Here is an 18627-nt window from a genome sequence, read left to right as displayed (position 1 = left end):
AGATAAACGCCGATGAACGCAAATAATTCTTCATCTGCGTCTATCCGCGTTCATCTGCGGTTCCAAATGTATTTGTATTCCCTTGGCGAACCTTGGCGTCCTTGGCGGTTCAAATTGAAGCTCAGTAAGTTCTTTGCCCCGTCCTCTCCGTCCGGTAAGCTAACGTCAGTTGGAGCCCGCCCCACTCACCTCCCCAGCAGAGCCGCATGCCACTGGATGGCCGATCGCTGTTCCCCTGGATCGCCGGCGTTGCGATTCTCGGCTCCATTGGCTGGGCCCTAAACCGCGGCCAACTCCCGCCCGCCGACTTCACGTTCATTAACGGAACCGAGGTAAAAAGTCTCGACCCGGCGATCGTCACCGGCCAGCCCGAGAACCGGATGATCAACGCCCTGTTCGAAGGGCTGACAAGCTGGAACCCCGAAACGCTCAAGCCCGAGCCCGGCGTCGCCGAGCGTTGGGATGTCTCCGCAGACCTGCTTACCTACACCTTCCACCTGCGGAAGGATGCGAAGTGGTCCGACGGCTCGCCAGTGACGGCCCACGATTTTATCTACTCGATGCGGCGGTTCCTCGACCCCCGCACCGCGGCCGAATATTCGTACCAGGCTTGGTACGTGAAGAACGCGAAGCGCTACAGCGGCGGCGGCCGCGCGGTGCGGCCCGGCGACAACGTCGAGGTGGAACTCAATGTCGATCCGGCCGCTTCGAATGCGCTCCGCGGAGAACTCGTTCACGGCAAGCTGGTTCGCATCGAAGATCGGAGCGGCCAGGAACTCACGGGCGAAGCGCTCGACAAGGCCGCGGCCGACGAGTCGCTGAAGATCGAAGATTGGGTCTTCGTCATCTCCACCGAAGCGGGCGAAGAGCGCTTTCGCTACGCCGACGACGCAGCCGCCGCCGAAAACGAACCGGCGAAAGCCGAACGCCACGCGCGGCAAATTCTGCTCGACCTGAAGGATGTCGGCATGCGGGCGATCGACGATTACACGCTCGAATTCAAGCTGGAAAATCCGACGCCTTACTTTCTCACCCTCGTCGGCTTCTACCCGCTCTTCCCCGTGCAACAAAAGTGCGTCGAAACCTTCGGCTCGCCCGATTGGACCGATGTGGAGAACATCGTTTGCAACGGCCCTTTCAAACCGCAGTTCCGCCACTTGCGCGATCGGACGCGCGTCGTGAAGAACGAGCACTACTGGGATCGCGACAATGTGAAACTGGGCAGCGTCGACTTCCTCGCCGTCGAGTCGAGCACCACCGCGCTCAACCTCTACCTCACCGGCGAGGTCGACTGGATTTACGACGTCCCCGCCTCGGCGCTGCGAACGTTGATGGCCGAGCGGCCGGTGCGAGACGATCTCAATCCGCAGCCGATGCTCAACACCTACTTCTACCTCCTCAACGTCAAACGCAAGCCATTCGACGATGTGCGGGTCCGTAAGGCGTTGTCGATGGCGATGGATCGCAACGAACTGACGCAAGTCCTGCTCGGCGCCGGCGAACTACCGACGTACAGCCTCGTCCCGCCGGGCCTGCCCGGCTACGACCCGCCGCAGGGCCCGCACGAAGACGTCAAAGAAGCCCAGCGGCTACTCGCCGAAGCGGGTTATCCGAACGGACGCGGCTTCCCCGAAATCGAGATCCTTCACAACACGCACGAAGGCCATCACGCGATCGCCCAACTCATTCGCGACCAGTGGCGGAAGAATCTCGGCATTAGCGTCAAAACCCGCAACGAAGAGTGGGCCACCTTCAACGCGAGCCAACGGCAACTCAAGTACGACGTCAGCCGCCGCGGTTGGATTGGCGACTACGCCGACCCCAACACGTTCCTCGACATGTTCGTCAGCGGCGGCGAGAACAACTGCACGGGCTGGGGCAACGCCGAGTACGACCGACTGATCGCTGCCGCAGCGACCGAAACAGATTCCGCGAAGCGGCTCGAACTGCTCCATCAGGCCGAAGCGATCCTCATGGACGAGCAGCCGATCATTCCGTTTTACAACTACGTCAGCAAGAACATGGTGAAGCCGACCGTCCGCGGCTTCTACAACAACATTCAGGACACCCATCCGCTGTCGGCGATCTGGATCGACGCCGAGGAAAAAACGCCCAACCCCTTCATGGAGGGCCGGGAATGATCGCGTTTATCATTCGGCGTCTCTTCTGGCTAGTCATCACCATGTGGGCGGTCTTCACCGTCTCGTTCATCTTGATGCGGAGCGTCCCCGGGGGGCCGTTCGACGGCGATCGGCAGGTCGCGCCCGAAATCAAACGCAACATGGAGCGGCGGTACAACCTCGACAAGGAACTGCACGAGCAGTACTTCATCGAGCTGGAGCGGACGTTCCGTTACGGCGATCTCGGTCTGTGCATGCGGTTGACCGATCGTAGCGTGAACTATGTGATCGCTCAGGGCTTGCCGATCTCGGCGGCCCTCGGCGTGCTGGCGCTGGCGTTTGCGATGACGTTCGGCCTGCTCACCGGCGTCGTCTCGGCGGCGCGCCGCGGCAGCGCGCTCGACGTTGGCTTGCGACTCGTCGCGACGATCGGTATCGCGCTGCCGAGTTTCGTCGTGGCGACGATTTGCATCATGCTGTTCGTGTTCATGATTCCGCTCTTCCCCGCCGCCGGTTGGGGGAGTGCGTCGCAGCTCGTGTTGCCGGCGTTTTGCCTCGGCGCCCCGTACGCCGCGGAAGTGGCGCGGATCTCGCGCACTAGTCTGCTTGACGCGCTGTCGCAAGATTACATCCGCACCGCCCGAGCGAAGGGGCTCAGCAGCAGCCGTGTGATTCTCGTCCACGGTTTGCGAAATTCGTTGCTGCCAGTCGTTTCGTTCCTGGGCCCTGCGGTGGCCGGCATCCTCACCGGCTCGCTGGTGGTGGAGACGGTGTTCGCGATTCCTGGGCTGGGCATCTACTTCGTGAAAGCCGCCGAGCTACGCGACTTCACCCTCGCGATGGGCGTCGTCCTGCTCTACACGCTCGTGCTCTACACGATGAACTTCCTCGTCGACCTCTCCTACGCCTACCTCGATCCCCGCGTGGAGTTGGAATGATGCGACCAATATCAATCGAATCGATCTCTCGCAGAGGCGCAGAGCCGCAGAGAGATCGCTATCGCATCCATTCTTCATCCGCGCCTCTGCGCCTCTGCGAGAGATCTTACTGAGCTTCAAGCATGTCGACGCCAGACGCCAAATCGATCGCCGGAACATCGCTCGCTCGCGATGCCTGGCGGCGGCTGCGCCGCGATTGGGCCGCCATGGCCGCGCTCGCCACGCTCGTGGTCGTCTGCTCGCTGGCCGTCGTCACGCCGCTGTTACCCCTGCAGCCGCCCGATCGCGTGCAGACTGATTTGCAATATCGCCCGCCGACGCTCGGCCCGCTCCGGATCGACGGTTTTTCTTTGAACCTCGAAGCGATCGAAGCCGCCCCCGCCGAAGTCGCGGAGCTCCGTGGTCAACTCCCTGAACTCGAGGCCGCTTATCGCAAGACGACCGAGGCGTTTCGTACCGCCGAGCGCGAGCTCGCCGCGGACCTGCCGCCGCTCGAACGCGACGCCAAGCTCGAGCCGCTCCGCACGGCGCGCAACGAGGCCTTCGAAGCCCTCGTCCGCAAGCACAACGAAATCGACGACACGATTCAGGCGCCGTATGCCAAAGCGGGCTTTGCTGATCTTGGCCCGCTCAGTCGCTGGATGGTCCGCACCCGCTACGCAATGTTCGGCAAGTCGCAGATCAACTCGCTGTGGGGCCGCGACATGTTCGGCCGCGATCTCCTCTCCCGCGTCTTCTGGGGCGCCCGCATCTCGCTAATGGTGGGGCTTGTGGCGACCGCGGTCTCGCTAGTCATCGGCGTCACTTACGGCGCCGTCGCCGGGTACTTCGGCGGCTGGCTCGACGACGCGATGATGCGCTTCGTCGATCTGCTCTACTCGATCCCGTTCATCTTCGTCGTGATCTTCATCATCACGATGCTCAACGACGACAGCACGCCCGAAAGCTGGGGCACGCGCCTCGCCTATCTCGGCCTCAACAAAATCACCGTGTTCTACCTCGTCGTCGGCGCCATCTACTGGCTAACGATGGCCCGTGTCGTCCGCGGCCAAGTGATCTCGCTGAAGACCGAGCCGTTCGTCGAAGCCGCCCGTTCGCTCGGCGCCGGCCACTGGCGAATTATCTTCCGCCACCTGCTGCCGAACGTCTCGAGCGTCGTGCTCGTCTATCTGACGCTCACCATCCCGCGGGTGATGCTGTTCGAGGCGTTCCTCTCGTTCCTTGGCCTCGGCGTCGAAGCCCCCGACGTCTCCTGGGGCATGCTCGCCCGCGAGGGAATCAACGATCTCACCCCAGTAAAAATCTACTGGTGGCTGGTCCTCTTCCCGAGCCTCGCCCTCGGCGCGACGCTGCTGGCCCTAAACTTCCTCGGCGACGGCGTCCGTGACGCGCTCGACCCGCGGATGAAAGACCGTTGAGGGGATGACGAATTACCGAATGACGACAGTCGGCTACATTCGCCAATTGATAGAATTCTTAAAGGGGTATAGACGGTGAAAAGATGCCTGAAATGGGGGCGTCGTTAGCCCCGAGAAAGTCGGTTTCGTACGTCAGCGGAAAGATGGCATCATCGCTACGTCCGATGGCTTCCTGCAATGAGCGAAGCGAAACGTCGTACCAGTCAGCAAAGGCTGGATGGCGACTAAAAGTATGGTCGTCCTCGCCGATAAATAGCGTCAATACAAAGGCATCATCGTTCATGACGCAGCCGTCCAGGTACGTCCCGTTAGCGGTTGTGAAGCGGGCCTTAATATAAAGACGCATACGATCGGGAAGTGGATACGGGCGGAGGATCGGATATGCGCAATGGTCGTTTCCGCTGTGAACGTTCTCGAGTTCATCCTCCAACCATTTCTGATCGACTCCCCACGAGACGATCTCATCTTTCTCCTCATGGTCGTAATATTCAGACCAGATAGGGTGCAGGTCGAAGTGTCGCTTCGACAATTGGCTCATTGGCACCAGCGTGAATATCTCAGGAGAATAGCTTGAGTTAATTGCCATGTTGGCCTACTTGTTGGTCATGGGGCACTCGCGAACGCAGCCTCATTTCTTTTTCGCCAGCAAATCAAGCGAAGCAGCCGTCAGCGTTCGCACCCCAGTTGTCAGCGTGCCGTCGATGTCGGGATAGAATAGTGGCGAGTGCAGCGAAGGCGCGAGCGTCCCCTCTGTTTCGTACTTCGTCAGCCGCGACTGATCGACGGCGCCAACCGCGATCATCAAAATCGGCACCCCGGCTCGGCCGTAGGCGCCGAAGTCCTCGCCCCCCATTGAGGGCTCCGACTCTTCGACTTTATCTTTGCCCAGTTCCTTTTGAATCACCGGCTCCAACCGCTTTGCGAGGTCGGCGTCGTTCGCCAGGGCAGGGGTGCCGTCCGAGATGGTGATGTCGGGCTGCGGCGCTCCCGCACTTGCGGCCGCGGCATCCGCTTTTCGCTTGATTGCGTCGAGAATTTGCTTCCGCACCTCCGGCGTGTAACTCCGCACCGTGAGTTGCAGCGTGCAGTCGTCGCTGATGACGTTGTGCTTCGCCCCGCCGTGAATCGAACCGACCGTCACCACCACCGGTTCGATCGGCTTCACCTCGCGGCTGGCGATCGTCTGCAGGTCGAGCACCAGCTTCGCCGCGATGACGATCGGGTCGATCGTCATGTGCGGGTAAGCGCCGTGGCCCCCTTTGCCGCGGATGACGATGTCGACGCTGTCGACGTTGGCCATCGCATAGCCAGGGCGCCAGGCGACGTTGCCCGTCGGCCGATCGGCGGCGACGTGCAGCGCAAGCGCGTAGTCGGGTTTCGGAAAGCGGCGGAACAGTCCGTCGTCGAGCATCTTTTGAGCGCCGGCGCCTTTTTCTTCCGCGGGCTGAAAGATCGGCACGAGCGTCCCGCTCCACTGGTCGCGATGCGTCGATAGATATTCGAGCGTCCCCATCAGCATCGTCATGTGCATGTCGTGCCCGCACGCGTGCATCACGCCGACCGTCGCCCCGCGCGCATCGCGCACCTTTACTTGCGACGCATACGGTAGCCCCGTCTCTTCCACCACCGGCAGCCCGTCCATGTCGGCCCGCAGGAGGAGCTTCGGCCCGGCGCCATTTTTCAGCACGCCGACGACGCCATGTCCGCCGACTTTTTCGGTCACGGTGAAGCCGAGCTTGCGGAGCGTCTCGGCCATCGTCGCGGCCGTCTTTTCCTCTTCGTGCGACAGCTCCGGCGCCTGGTGAAGCGACTTGTAAAACTGGGTAAGCTCGGGCAACGCGCCCTTCACCCAGTCGTTCACCGACTCGGCGCCGCTGGCGGGGGGGATGGCGCCAGCCAGCAGACACAAAAAGAACCAAAACCCGTTGGCGAGGGGAAACAGGCGCGTTACACTTCGGGCATTCATACGACCGCTCTTGTTCATTGGAGCCGCTTTGAGTTCATCGCTCGCAGCGGCTCCTCTTATTTGGTGAACGAACGTTGCGGATGAACGATGCGTTCACGAACAAGCAGCGAGCCTGCCGCGGCACGGCTGATTGTAATCCCTCGCCGCGCCGTTGCCATTCTCTTCTATTCCCACGCCCCGCTACTCGCCAAAGCGAGCAGCTTCGGCACCACGCTCCGCAGCGCCCGCGCTCGGTGGCTGATCGCCGCCTTCACTAGCGGCCCGAGTTGGCCGAACGTCTGGTGATACTCCACCACTTCGAACAGCGGGTCGTACCCGAACCCATTCGCGCCCGCCGGTTCGAAGACAATCCGCCCGCGGCAAGTATCGGCGCTCTCGGCCCGAATTTCCCCAAGCGGGTTGGCCACCGCCACATGGCACACATAGTGGGCCGTCCGCTTGGCGAGCGGCAACTCGCCCAGCTCCGCGAGCAGCTTCGCGTTGTTATCGGCGTCGGTCGCATTCTCGCCCGCGTATCGCGCCGAGTAGACGCCCGGCCGGCCGTCGAGCGCATCGACGGCCAATCCGCTGTCGTCGGCCATCACCCACGCGCCGAGATAAACCGCCTGCTCCGCAGCCTTCTTGCGCGCGTTGTACGCGAACGTCTCGCCATCCTCGACCACATCGAGAATCGGCCGCCCTGCCTCTCGCAGCGTCTGCACCTCGAACCCATACGGAGCGAGCAGCTCCTGCAGCTCGAGCCCCTTCTTCAGGTTGGTGGTGCCGATGACAAGACGATGCGCGGCCATAGTGCGTTCCTAGCGACGTGAGTGGAACGCATTATTGTAGCGCCGCCGGCGCTCAGGCAGAACCGCGAATCCGCCGCGGCCAGTCGACTTCAGCCGTCATCCCAGCACGGCTATTTCCGCACGTAAGCCGAACTCACCGAAACCTTCGGAGCATCGATCGCCTGCGGTTGGATATCGAACGGCAGCCCGACGAAGTCTTTCGGGTGGAAACCGTCGGCAACGTCGCCGAACTTCGCAGAGAACTGCTTGTCGAACTGCTGCAGCACTTCGCCCTCGGCATGCTCTGCTTGCTGGATGTCTTCCGCGTCGGCGCCGATCGCTTGATACGTCGCCCGTTCGAAGCCGACGTTCGGCGTCGCGGCCCCGAACGTATTGACGATGATTTGCGCTTCGCGCGTCGACGGCGTCAGTTGGCCGTTCTGGTTACGCTGCAGGTCGTCGAACGAACCCACGGCGACGTAGCTCTCGTAGCGATCGTGGAACTCGTATGCTTCCCAGCCCTTCGCACGCAGGGCAACGGTGAGCTTGTGGGCCTTGTCGACCGCGACGACTAGCGCGTCGTTCTCTTTGGCGCCGCGAATCGAAGAACCCTTCGCCGATTCAACGTCTGCGGATTTGAGCGACGTCTTGCCGCTGAAGGTCGCGACCTTGATCGTCTGTTTTCCGGGGCACTTTAGCAGCGAGTATTCAAAGTCCTTGTTCCACTTGGCGACGTCTTGGGCGACGCCGGCGGGGGCGAAGTACTCTTTCGGTAGCAACGGATTGCGCGTCAAGAAGGCGTGATTCATCGGCCCGCGATTCACCGGCTTGCCAAGCTTTTGCTTCACCGTCCGTTGCAGCTGCCGCATGCCGACCAAGCTCTGCGACGTCGCTTCGCCCGATTCGAGCTTCAGCGATTCCGGCTCCAGCGTCTTCACGCGGTCGAGCAGCGCCTGCGCGGCGGGGTCTTCAATCGTGTGGAATTCGCCCACCAGCACGGCATGCTCCAGCACTTCTTTCCCACGCTGGTAGCGCCGCTTGATCGGGGCGCCGTAGTTGTCGATTCCCAGGCCAGTCCGTTCGTCTTCCAGCTTGAACGTCATGGCATAGTAGTAGGCAGGCAGATTGAACTTCGAGCGCAGTTCGTTCACCAACTCGCGGGCTTCCGTTTCGCCCCCTTCGCCATTGAACGACATCGCCATCACCAACCAAGGACCGTTCTGCTCGGTCAGCGTGTAATCGCCGTTCGCTTCGAACGCGACCTTCTTCTGCGGCATCACTTGCCGCCAAAACGGCTCGGCGGCTGGGCTCGTCGTGGGAATTCCAGCCACCATCGCCGTGGCGACGGCCAGCGACGAACAACGGCGAACAAATGAAGAGCGGAGGGCCTGCGAAAATGCTGAGGTCATGGTCGGTTCCGCGATCGGGGAGCACGGTGGAACGGGAGTCGCCGGGCGAACCGGCAAAAAGTAGCGCGGGAAAAGTATCAAACCGCGCCGCGCCCGCCCAGGGCGGATTACGCCCCGCTAGCACGGGCGAAGAGGTCGCGCCGGTCGCAATGGCCCAGGAAAATCGGGCCGCTGCTGAATTCGGCCCAATTTGGGCAAGATAGCCCGGCCCCTGGCGAATGCCCGGCATCTACCCGCTATAGTGGTAATGACGCCGGGAAGCGGCCTGAGTAGGCGGTTGAATTTCGCGGCGTCACCGAAATCACGAGAGACTCAGAACGGGGATACCAGCAATGCGTGAATTCTTGCTCGGGATGTGGTTGGCCATCGCACTCGTCGTCGCCGGACCGGCGACTCGCTCCTTCGCCGCCGACAAACCGGCGTCCGACGACAAAGCCGCAACGGCGGAAAAGAAAGCCGACGAAAAGGAAACAGAAAAGGACGCCGACAGGAAAGCCGACAAGAAGTCGGAGGCCAAGGCCGACGCCGACAAAAAGGCTGACGACGCCGACGAGAAGGGAGCCAAGGAAGAAGCCAAAACCGAATCCAAGCGCATCAAAGCCAAGAAAGCCGAAGCCGCCCGCGCCGCCGATAAGGCCAAGGCCGAAGAACAAGCCAAGAAAGACAAAGAAGCCGCCGACAAAGTTGCAGCCGAAAAGGCCACCAAGAAAAAAGTCCGCATCGCCTACATCATCATCGACGGCGCCCTCCCTGAATCCCCCGGCGAGATGTCGCTCTTCGGCGACCTCGGCGTCGACCTCCGCAAGACGATGGCCCGCATCGAGAAGGCCGGCGACGATGAAGCGATCGCCGGCGTCATTCTCCAAATCGACTCCGCCCCCGGCCGCGGTAAGCTGAACGAACTCCGCGACTCAATCAATCGCGTCCAGTCAAAGGGCAAGAAGGTTTACGCCCTCCTCGAATCGGCCATGGGCCCGCAGTATCAACTCGCCTCGGCCTGCGATGAAATCATCATCCCCGAGTCGGGCGAAGTTCTCCTCCCCGGCGTCCGCGCCGAGTTCTCGTTCTACAAAGACCTGCTCGGCAAGGTCGGCGTCGAGGCCGACATGCTCCATGTCGGCGACTTCAAAGGCGCCGCCGAACCCTACACCCGCGACAGCCTGAGCGAGCCGGTTCGCAAGAACATGACCGCGCTCATCGACGACGTTTACGATGAAATGCTCACCACGATCGCCTCCGACCGCGATTTGAAGGTCGAAGAGGTGCGCCTCATCGTCGACCAAGGCCTCCTCATGGCCAACGAAGCCAAGGAAGCCGGCCTCGTCGATCGCATCGCCTACCCCGACCAGTTCCGCGATTCGCTCCAAAAGGAATACAAAGCCGACAAGCTCGTCTACGTCGAGAACTACGCCAAGCAAAAGGTCGACGCCGACTTCAGCGGCCCGATGGGCATGATGAAGCTCTTCCAGTCGATGATGGGCGAAGGCAAGGGAGGCAGCGGCGACAGCAACCCGAAGATCGCCATCGTCTACGCCGTCGGCCCGATCATGAGCGGCAAGAGCCAAAGCAGCATCCTCGGCGAAACCACGATGGGCTCGACCACCATCGTCGAAGCCCTCGAAGAAGCCGCCAAGGACGAAACCGTCAAAGCGATCGTCCTCCGCGTCGATAGCCCCGGCGGCTCGGCCCTCGCCAGCGACCTCATCTGGCGGCAAACGCAAGCGATCGACAAGCCGATCGTCGCCAGCATGGGCGACGTCGCCGCCAGCGGCGGTTACTACATCTCGATGGGCGCCGACCGCATCTTCGCCGAACCCGGCACCGTCACCGGCTCGATCGGCGTCGTCGGCGGCAAGCTCGCGATGAAGGGCGTCTACGACAAACTCGGCATCGATACCGAATCGATCTCGCGCGGCGAGAACAGCGGCATCTTCTCGACGACCCACAAGTTCTCCGACTCGGAGCGCAAGGTCGTCGAGCGGATGATGAAAGACGTCTACCGTCAGTTCACGACGAAGGCCGCCGAAGGCCGCAAGATGAAGGTCGAGCAACTTGAAAAGCTCGCCGGCGGCCAGGTTTACACCGGCCGCGTCGCCAAACGCCTCGGCCTGATCGACGAAGTCGGCACGCTCCGCGACTCGATCCAATCGGCCAAGCGGCTCGCCGGCCTCGACCCAGACAAGAAGGTCGAAGTCCTCGTGCTGCCGAAGCCCGAGAACCCGTTCGAAGCGATGTTCGGCGGCAACATGGACGCCGAACGCGAAGCCGAAGCCCGCGTCATCGCCGGCCTCACGTCCCTCGCCCCGGAACTCCGCGGCGTTTTGCGTCACGCCGTGCAGCTTCGCCAAGTGATGCGCGAACCGGTGGCGGTGATGATGCCGTATTGGTTCGAGATTAAGTAGCGAACACGCATCGCAAAACCCAACGAAAAATCGGCCGATCGCGGTTGCGATCGGCCGATTTTTTTATGCGCTCGCTCAGTGAGGGTAGCCCCGGTTGCCGCCTCAAGCGGCTATCGGGGCAGCGCAGCTGCAAGAGGCAATAGTCCAACGCTCTCTACCCGAAGCCTCTCGCGGCTAACGCCGCCCAGGTAGGCGAGTACGCCACCCGGGCCACCCTCGGTTCCCCCGCGCGTCGTTACAATTTGTACACACCCCAGTGCCATCGATCGCCAACGCTTGAGCCCGCCCAGTTCGCTCGCTAGTCTGTCTGAAATCACCGGACTCGTCTTAGGACTCATCTCATCTCATCTTGCAGCTTGAAGAGGCGAACATGAAACTCGCAGCGGCAGTTTTCCTGGCACTTGGTCTCTGCGCTCACGTTCAAGCCGCGAAGGCGGCGGACGCACCGCAGCCGCTCGCCCTCGCCTCGGTCTTCTCCAACCACATGGTGCTGCAACGCGACGCGCGAACTCCCGTCTGGGGAACCGCGGCGCCGCACGCCAAAGTGGCGGTCTCCGTCGACGGCAAAGCGACTGCCACCGCCACCGCCGACGCCGACGGCAAATGGAAGCTGGCCCTCACCCCGCACCCCGCCGGCGGGCCCGTAAGCGTCCAAGTAAAATCGGGCGACGAATCGGTCACGCTCGCCGACGTGCTGTTCGGCGACGTTTGGATTGCCGGCGGCCAATCGAACATGGAATGGACCGTCAAAGACTCCGACGGCGCTGATGCAGCGCTCGCCGCCGCGGCCAACCCGATGATTCGCGCCATCGACGTCCCCAATCGCCCCATGGACGAACCGCAAGCATCCTTCGAAACGCAAGGCTGGCAGGTCGCAGCCCCTAAAACGATCGCCTCGTGGCCCGCCGTCGCTTACTACTTCGCCCGCGACTTGCAGCAGGAGCTGGGCGTGCCGATCGGTATCCTCTCGTGCAACCAGGGCGGCACCCCCATGGAAGCCTGGACCAGCCGCGAGGCGCTCGCCGCCGTCCCCACGTTCGCCGACGATTACGACCAGGCGCAGGAACTGCTTAAGAGCAACGCCAAAGACGCTGAGGGACGCCCCCGCATGTACTCGCACCACGTCCCCACCGTCCTCTTCAACGGTATGCTGTCGCCGATCATTCCCTACGCCGTCAAAGGCGTCGTCTGGTATCAGGGCGAAGACAACTCCGGCCGCCCCGCCGAGTACCACGAGCTCTCCAAAACGATGATCGCCGACTGGCGGGCGCGGTTCAGCCAAGGCGACTTTCCCTTTCTCTTCGTCCAGTTGGCCGCATTCGAACCGGGCGGCGAGACCTGGCCGCTCCTGCGGGAAGCCCAGACCGAGACGCTCGACGTCCCCCGCACCGGCATGGCGATCGCCATCGACGTCGGCGATCGGCACGACGTCCACCCGCGCAACAAGGCCGAAGTCGGCCGGCGGCTGGCCCTCGTCGCCCGACATGTCGCGTACAACGACGACCAGATCGAGTATTCCGGACCGACGTATCGCGATCTGCAAGCGGAGGGCGACAAACTGCGCGTCTCGTTCGACCACGCCGCCGGCCTCCGGTCCGAGGGCAGCGAACTCAAGGGTTTCGAAATCGCCGGCGCCGACGGCCGCTACGTCCCCGCCACGGCAACCATCGACGGCGACGCCGTCATCCTCTCCGCCGCCGGCGTCACCGAACCAAAGTCGGCCCGCTACGCCTGGGCCGCCTACCCCGAAGCAACGCTAAAAAACGCCGCGGGCCTCCCGGCCGCCCCGTTCCGGTCCAAGAAGTGACCCGAGCCCAAACCAATAAAAGCCACCGGCTCCGCCGGTGGACGAAGCACGATCACTCCCGCCACTCAGCGGGTTCCCCGGCGTTCTCAACGGGTAGCCCCGGTTGCCGCCCCAAGCGGCTACCGGGGCAGCGCAGCTGCAAGAGGCAACTCGGAGAATCTTCCAATTCCCGACGGTGCAAGCCTCCCACGGCTTCGCCGCGCAGGTAGGCGAGTATGCCAACCTTAAGCCGCTTGCAAATGTTTCAGACTGGAACTGTGGCAAACGCAACAAGCCCTGCGGAGCCATGAGGTTCCACTGGGCTTGAATGCTCTAACGAATCGAATTTGGTGAGTTGAGGACGCTACAAGTCTAATTTTTCCCCAAGACTTTCAGCACGAAGTCAAAAGTCAAATGCAATATTTCCTTAACTGTTGCCAGATCTAATGGTGAACAGCAAGAAAGAAATGCTATTACGGCCGCACCTATCGTTGTCGGAATTACTCCTCGCCTTACGAGGCTTAATAATGTTCCGACGAAGTTTAGGCACTTAGAAAGAAGTCTTGTAGCGTTCTCTTGTCTGTTAATCGCGTCAGCAATGACAGCCTGACTTTGCGAACTTTCTACATGTAAGACTAGGCAGCCAAACGAGAAAGCAAGCAGAAATGCGAATGCGATGCAGCAAGTCCAGGACATGCAGAACCCCGCGAGAGAAGAAACACTGCTCTTGAGTGTTTCAGTCTCCGCATTCTGCACTAATTGGCCGGACATTCAAGGGCTTCTACTGCTTCTGCGACGATCTCACGAGTGAAAAATCTCTCGTGAATCACATTTGGGTCTAGTGGCTTAGGGGCAGATTGCTCAACACTCTTCAGTAAAGTGTCTAGGTCTTGCCGAAATTCCGGCTTAGCTAAATTCAGTACAAGGATTTCTCTTGCGACCGGTCCGGTTTTTTCGACTGACTCGAATACCTCTTGCTCAGCGTTTATGCGCAGCACTCTCTCGGCTAGAAAAGCACCCCAGATTGCAAGAAACAATAAACAACTACTCAAGCATACTAGAGCAAGTGACCCCAATAAGATGAATGCAGCAACAGCACGAGAATGATCATCTAGTGAAGGGTTCACCCACACGTATGTCAATGTGACTGCAAACGACAGAATGCCGAACAATAGGACAGCCCCAAGTCTGAGAAGTCGAGAATCAAGGTTTTTGTTGAATGTAAACATTTCAGTTAACTTCAGGAGTAAATTCGCCCTATGAAGTGATCGCTTAGCAAGTACGTGGCTCATGGGTCTCTCCCAAGTCTTTCTCTCAAAAGCATCGTTCCATATCGCTTTAGTGATCGTACGCTCGCTTCGGATATGCCCAATTCGGCTGCTGTGTCGCTTGTGCACTGCCCTTTAAGAAATCCCTTCATGACTTCTCTTTGCCGACGGGGGAGTGATTCAATAGCGTCTATAAGATCATTCGATATGTCATGTTCTAGGGCCGTATCGTCAAATGTAAGTATTGGCTTTGCGACATCAAGCTTATGACGTCCTGCAGTTCTTAGTTTGCGGACGCGATCAATGCAGCGATTTGTGAATACCGCAGAACTCCAGCGATACAAATCGTAGGGATTGGCAAGCGCCTCCGAAGGGGTTGTACGCACTCGTTGTAAAAAAGCGGTTGCCACGTCTTGCACTAGATCTTCAATATCGTGGTCCTGCAGTCCGAATTTATTTCTTCCAATTCTTAAAAGCATTTGAGTTACCTCATGCCAAAAGCTTTCGAATAAGCGCACGTCCTCTGTGTCGTTGTTTCTGAGCATTGGATTTGAGGTGCTCTGTATATAAGAACGTTCACCGAGGACAAATGTGCAGAGTATTTAGTGAAATATTGCGTAGATAATGTTGTCGTGGTGGTCGTAAAGCGTATTTGTGAAAGTACTTAAGTTGTATTTGGGGGCGGGGTTTCTGGGGAAATAACGAGAGTAGCAATATTGGCAGCTACCCTCGCAACATGAGCAGATTCGGCAAACGACACAAGTGCATTGATGTTATGGAAATAAAACGCGGGTTTCGCCCCAGTAACCAGAGGCGAACGTCTCTCCCCGGCAACTTTGCCGCCCAGGCAAGCCAATCCGCCCCCTCATCCCCCCCTCACACCGGTCCGCTTATTCCGGTTGTACCGCTTAACCCGTCCCGCTAGTTTTCCCGCAGAAGATGCCTAAAACCGTACGATCTACGGAATGGACACGACGTCCACTCGTAAGTCACGGAGGGCGGTATCATGCGGAAGCTTTTTAGTTTGGCCTTTTTAAACGCGGCGCTCATTGGTTCGACCGGGGCGGCCTACGCGGAAGAAACCAGCGTCGCGAATTTCCTCGACGGCGAAGTCAAAAGCGAAGCCAGCCTCTCCGAGGCCTGCTTCAACGAGAAGGGCGGCTACGAGCTCTGTAGCTACAGCGACTCGTGCGAACCCTGCAACGACTGCAGCAGTCCCTGCATCGGGAACTGGCTCGATAATACCGTGGTCTTTGCCGGCGCCGACGTCTACAAGTCGATCGGCGATCGCATCACGAACATCAACGGCGGCACCGGCGCCCTCACCAGCAGCTTCGGCGGCGTCACCGGCTTCAACACCGGCTTTGCCCTTGGCGATTCCGAGCTCCGCGGACAAGTCGGCGGCAGCTACGGCGTCTACGATCCTCGCGGCCGCTTGGCCGTCGTTCCCGAATCGACCGACGTCGAAACACAGGGATTCGTCACCGCCGGCGTGTACAAACGGGGCGACATGCTCCACAACACCGACCGCATTAGCTACGGCGCCGTCGTCGACTCGTTCATGGCCGACAACTGGGGCGTCAACGCGAACACCGTCCAGATGGGCCAGCTCCGCGGCATCGCGGGCTACGCCCTGAGCGAACGGTTTGAAGTCGGCGGCTTCGGCACGGTCCACCTGTGGCACGACCAAGCCGCCGTCACCGTCGCCGGCGCTCCCAGCGTCCGCCGCGAAGTTCGCGCGGCGAACCAAGCAAACGCTTACCTCCGCGGCAACACGGCCTCCGGCGGTTCGCTGATGGGTTACGTCGGCGCCTTCGACCGGGCCGACATCCAGTCGTGGCAATTCGGCTTCACCGGCGAAGCCCCGCTGAGCCGCTGGTTCTCGCTCTACGGCAACGCCAACTACGCCGTCCCCGGCGCCAGCGCCGGCCCCCGTGGCTCGGGCGAAGAACAGTTCGCCGCGCAGTTCGGCGTCGCCTATTACTTCGGCGGCAAGGCAGCCAGCCCGACCGTTACCGGCCAAAAGGGTCTGCCGCTGCTCGACGTCGCGAACAACGGCTCGTTCTTGGTCACCGACTGATCGGCTTAGTTTAGGACTGATCCGCACAGGATAGATTCACGAAGCACGCCCCCGGTCGCCGCCAAACGCGGCGACCGGGGCAGCGTCGTTGGACGACGAATTAAAACAAACTTGTCCCTATAGTGCCGAGCGCCCATCGCTCAATCCTTTTCGTACCCCTTCGCTACCGCAGCGAGCCGGGTCGTCCCGACCCCGGCGCATCTCAAGGGTGGCCAAAACTGCCGTCTCCCCGCGCAGCGCATTTTCCGTTAGGTTAAAGAGCATCAAGCTTGCGCGTGGGAGCCGACTCGGCCTAACTCCTAGTTGCCATGCACAACCATCGCGCCGCGGCGCCACAGCCCGCGCGACGACCGGAGCGTCCCGTCCAAAAATGCGACTAACAACGCAAGAAAGATGCGAGAAAGAATTCTGTCACTACAGAATCCGCACCTAACAACCGCCCCGGCAACAACTTAGAATTCTGTCGCCGAAAACGCGTCTCGCGACAAAATTCAAGCGACAGAGAAACCGACGGAAGCAGCCGAGCAAGCCAGCCGAACCAGCAGCACCCACTCAACTAAGAGGGCCGCTCAAGCAACAAAATCCGCCGGCGCGCAGAAAGAGAAAAAGCGCCCCCGGCAGGAATCGAACCTGCGACCAACGGTTTAGGAAACCGCTGCTCTATCCCCTGAGCTACGAGGGCTTAAGTTGTTTCACTGAAAGGATTTGCGTCGATCCTCTTGCGGACTAATTTCGCACCATGACTCCATCTCTTTGACACCAACTCCCGGCAGTGCTAGCATCTTCCGCACTCCGTGGCCTCTTCTGCGACTGCCTCGCATAGCCACGTTTCCCCTACACTTAGCGGCGGAGGGAGCGATAGATGAAGGCCAATTCTAGCAGTTCGCCAAGGACTCGTAAGGTTCGCAGTCGATCGACTACCGGCCTGCAGTCGGCCAAGCCATTCGCTGATTTCCCGCTGTTCGTCCATGCTTCCGGACGTTGGGCCAAGAAGATAACGGTCAACGGACGAGCCAAGCTCTACTACTTCGGCAGGGTGGCCGACGGCTGGGAGCCAGCCCTGCAGCGTTACGACGCCGAGAAGGTCGACATCGCCGCCGGCCGCACTCCCGTCTCTGACACCAAATCAGATGGTGTCACGCTACTCGACCTCTCTGACAAGTTCATGGGCTGGAACGAGAGCAGGGCGGAGCGAGGCGACATCTCATGGCGCTCGTTCCACGATTACCACGACACGCTGTCGTTGCTGCTGGGCAGGGTAGGGCGTCTCGTGCTAGTCGAGAGGCTTGCGCCTGAAGACTTCGATGCATTCGAGACGGCATTGAGTAAGCGCTTCGGCGCGGTAGCCCGCATGAATCACATCATCCGCGTGCGGGCATTCTTCAACTTCGCAACCAACGAACGACTAATTAAGCAGCCAGTTCACTTCGGCATGCGGCTGGCCTTGCCCACCAGAAAAGCTCGCAGACTTGAGAGAGCCGAAAAGGTCGAGAAAATGTTCAGTGCCGCTGAGATTAGGCGGATACTGCGCTACAGGATCGGACATCAATTGGCCGACCCTGTGCAGCTGCGAGCAATGGTGTTGCTCGCTATCAATGCCGGACTCGGAAACGACGACTGTGGTCGACTGAAGAAGTCATCCTTAGATCTGCAAGGTGGGTGGTGCTCGACTCCTAGAAACAAGACCGGTACGATCCGTCGCGCCAAATTGTGGCCAGAGACGGTTGCCGCTCTCAAGGTGGCCATCAGCAAGCGTCCAACGCCAAACGAAGTAGCTGACGAAGGCTTGGTATTTATCACTAAGTACGGCGGCCGCTGGAGCAAAGAGCAGACGCAGGAAAAGAAATCGACCGACAACCCAGTTGCGAAGCAGTTCGCGAAGATCCGGCAGGCAGTTGGTGTGGGCGGCGGCGGACGAGGCTTCTACTCGCTGCGCCACACGTTCTTCACCATCGGGTCGGACACGGGAGATCAAGTCGCAGCGTCGTTCATCATGGGGCATGCCGATGAGAGCATGGCGGCCAACTACAGACATGGAATCCGCGACGCTCGCCTCATCGCAGTCTCGAACGCCGTAAGGCGGTGGCTCTTCAGACGAGATTCAGAGGCCCTCTGGCGGCCCCTGAGCGTTCAGAAGTAGCTCTTGTGCTTCGGCGTGCTGTGTCCACTTCGACGCGGAGACTGAGCAGACTGGGGGCTCACGCGCCGCCTCTCTTCAAACGCCTCGATTGCTTCGCGAGCAATGAACAGCCTGGGTCTCTTGGCACCTACGGCGCGATAGTCGATTGCCGCAAGCTCGCCTGCTTCAATCCAGCCCATCGCTACGCGCTTTGAAATTCCGCGCTCTCGGCAGAAGTCTGGCAAGCTGATTCGAGTTTGGCTGGCTGCTTTCACGCCGGTGAGTAAACCATACTCACGCCGTCCGCGGGTAGGCGCGAGCCCCACGACGCATTCCGCAAATTTGCGGAGTCAG

13 protein-coding genes and 1 tRNA gene are annotated in these 18627 nt (G+C 60.4%); 7 read left to right on the top strand and 7 right to left on the bottom strand.

Features of this window, described 5'->3' with window-relative positions; all coding sequences use genetic code 11:
• Positions 1-206: 206 nt before the first annotated feature.
• The 3 genes from ACQY7R_RS06955 to ACQY7R_RS06945 all read left to right on the top strand — a co-directional run bounded on the left by ACQY7R_RS06955 (position 207) and on the right by ACQY7R_RS06945 (position 4476).
• On the top strand, positions 207-2141 hold the full coding sequence (locus ACQY7R_RS06955) for a peptide ABC transporter substrate-binding protein (protein ID WP_428304867.1): 1935 nt from the start codon (positions 207-209) through the stop codon (positions 2139-2141).
• Positions 2138-3058, top strand: coding sequence for an ABC transporter permease (locus ACQY7R_RS06950; protein WP_428304866.1), 921 nt, complete (start codon positions 2138-2140; stop codon positions 3056-3058). Before ACQY7R_RS06955 ends, ACQY7R_RS06950 begins: the two co-directional genes overlap by 4 nt.
• Positions 3059-3180: 122 nt before the next feature.
• Positions 3181-4476: an ABC transporter permease gene (locus tag ACQY7R_RS06945; RefSeq protein ID WP_428304865.1), complete on the top strand. Its 1296-nt coding sequence runs from the start codon at positions 3181-3183 to the stop codon at positions 4474-4476.
• A 58-nt stretch (positions 4477-4534) separates the two neighbouring features.
• Here the strand turns inward: ACQY7R_RS06945 and ACQY7R_RS06940 are convergent, their stop codons facing one another.
• The 4 genes from ACQY7R_RS06940 to ACQY7R_RS06925 form a co-directional block, all read right to left on the bottom strand.
• Positions 4535-5062 carry a hypothetical protein gene (locus tag ACQY7R_RS06940; RefSeq protein ID WP_428304864.1) on the bottom strand — a complete coding sequence of 176 codons (528 nt, stop codon included), beginning with the start codon at positions 5060-5062 and terminating at the stop codon, positions 4535-4537.
• Between the two features lie 42 nt (positions 5063-5104).
• A complete protein-coding gene (locus ACQY7R_RS06935) occupies positions 5105-6442 on the bottom strand; it encodes a M20 metallopeptidase family protein (RefSeq protein WP_428304863.1) in 1338 nt (445 codons plus the stop codon).
• A gap of 164 nt (positions 6443-6606) precedes the next feature.
• Positions 6607-7230 (bottom strand): non-canonical purine NTP pyrophosphatase, encoded by a 624-nt coding sequence (locus ACQY7R_RS06930; RefSeq protein ID WP_428304862.1) that lies wholly within the window; start codon positions 7228-7230, stop codon positions 6607-6609.
• A gap of 110 nt (positions 7231-7340) precedes the next feature.
• Positions 7341-8618: a hypothetical protein gene (locus ACQY7R_RS06925; protein WP_428304861.1), complete on the bottom strand. Its 1278-nt coding sequence runs from the start codon at positions 8616-8618 to the stop codon at positions 7341-7343.
• A gap of 332 nt (positions 8619-8950) precedes the next feature.
• Between ACQY7R_RS06925 and sppA the strand changes: the two genes are divergently transcribed.
• Both sppA and ACQY7R_RS06915 read left to right on the top strand, forming a co-directional pair.
• Positions 8951-11020, top strand: coding sequence for a signal peptide peptidase SppA (gene sppA, locus ACQY7R_RS06920; protein WP_428304860.1), 2070 nt, complete (start codon positions 8951-8953; stop codon positions 11018-11020).
• A gap of 370 nt (positions 11021-11390) precedes the next feature.
• Entirely contained in the window at positions 11391-12827 is a 1437-nt protein-coding gene (locus ACQY7R_RS06915) for a sialate O-acetylesterase (RefSeq protein ID WP_428304859.1), read from the top strand.
• Between the two features lie 734 nt (positions 12828-13561).
• Here the strand turns inward: ACQY7R_RS06915 and ACQY7R_RS06910 are convergent.
• Complete coding sequence (locus tag ACQY7R_RS06910; RefSeq protein ID WP_428304858.1) at positions 13562-14098, bottom strand: hypothetical protein; 537 nt, start codon at positions 14096-14098, stop codon at positions 13562-13564.
• Positions 14095-14619, bottom strand: a complete 525-nt coding sequence (locus tag ACQY7R_RS06905; RefSeq protein WP_428304857.1) for an RNA polymerase sigma factor — start codon at positions 14617-14619, stop codon at positions 14095-14097. The genes ACQY7R_RS06910 and ACQY7R_RS06905 overlap by 4 nt, the downstream gene beginning before the upstream one ends.
• A gap of 461 nt (positions 14620-15080) precedes the next feature.
• Here ACQY7R_RS06905 and ACQY7R_RS06900 point away from each other — a divergent pair, with 461 nt between their 5' ends.
• Positions 15081-16154 (top strand): DUF6666 family protein, encoded by a 1074-nt coding sequence (locus ACQY7R_RS06900; protein ID WP_428304856.1) that lies wholly within the window; start codon positions 15081-15083, stop codon positions 16152-16154.
• Between the two features lie 609 nt (positions 16155-16763).
• Here the strand turns inward: ACQY7R_RS06900 and ACQY7R_RS06895 are convergent.
• Positions 16764-16836 (bottom strand) — tRNA-Arg (locus ACQY7R_RS06895).
• 180 nt (positions 16837-17016) lie between these two features.
• Between ACQY7R_RS06895 and ACQY7R_RS06890 the strand changes: the two genes are divergently transcribed.
• The gene (locus tag ACQY7R_RS06890) at positions 17017-18294 is read left to right on the top strand and encodes a tyrosine-type recombinase/integrase (RefSeq protein WP_428304855.1); all 1278 of its coding nucleotides are present in this window, start codon (positions 17017-17019) and stop codon (positions 18292-18294) included.
• Positions 18295-18627: the final 333 nt, after the last annotated feature.

It is taken from the genome of Lacipirellula sp., from assembly GCF_965279485.1.
Classification (GTDB): Bacteria; Planctomycetota; Planctomycetia; order Pirellulales; family Lacipirellulaceae; genus Lacipirellula.
Note: the sequence above shows the minus strand (reverse complement) of the source record. Positions and strands in the feature narration are given on the sequence as shown.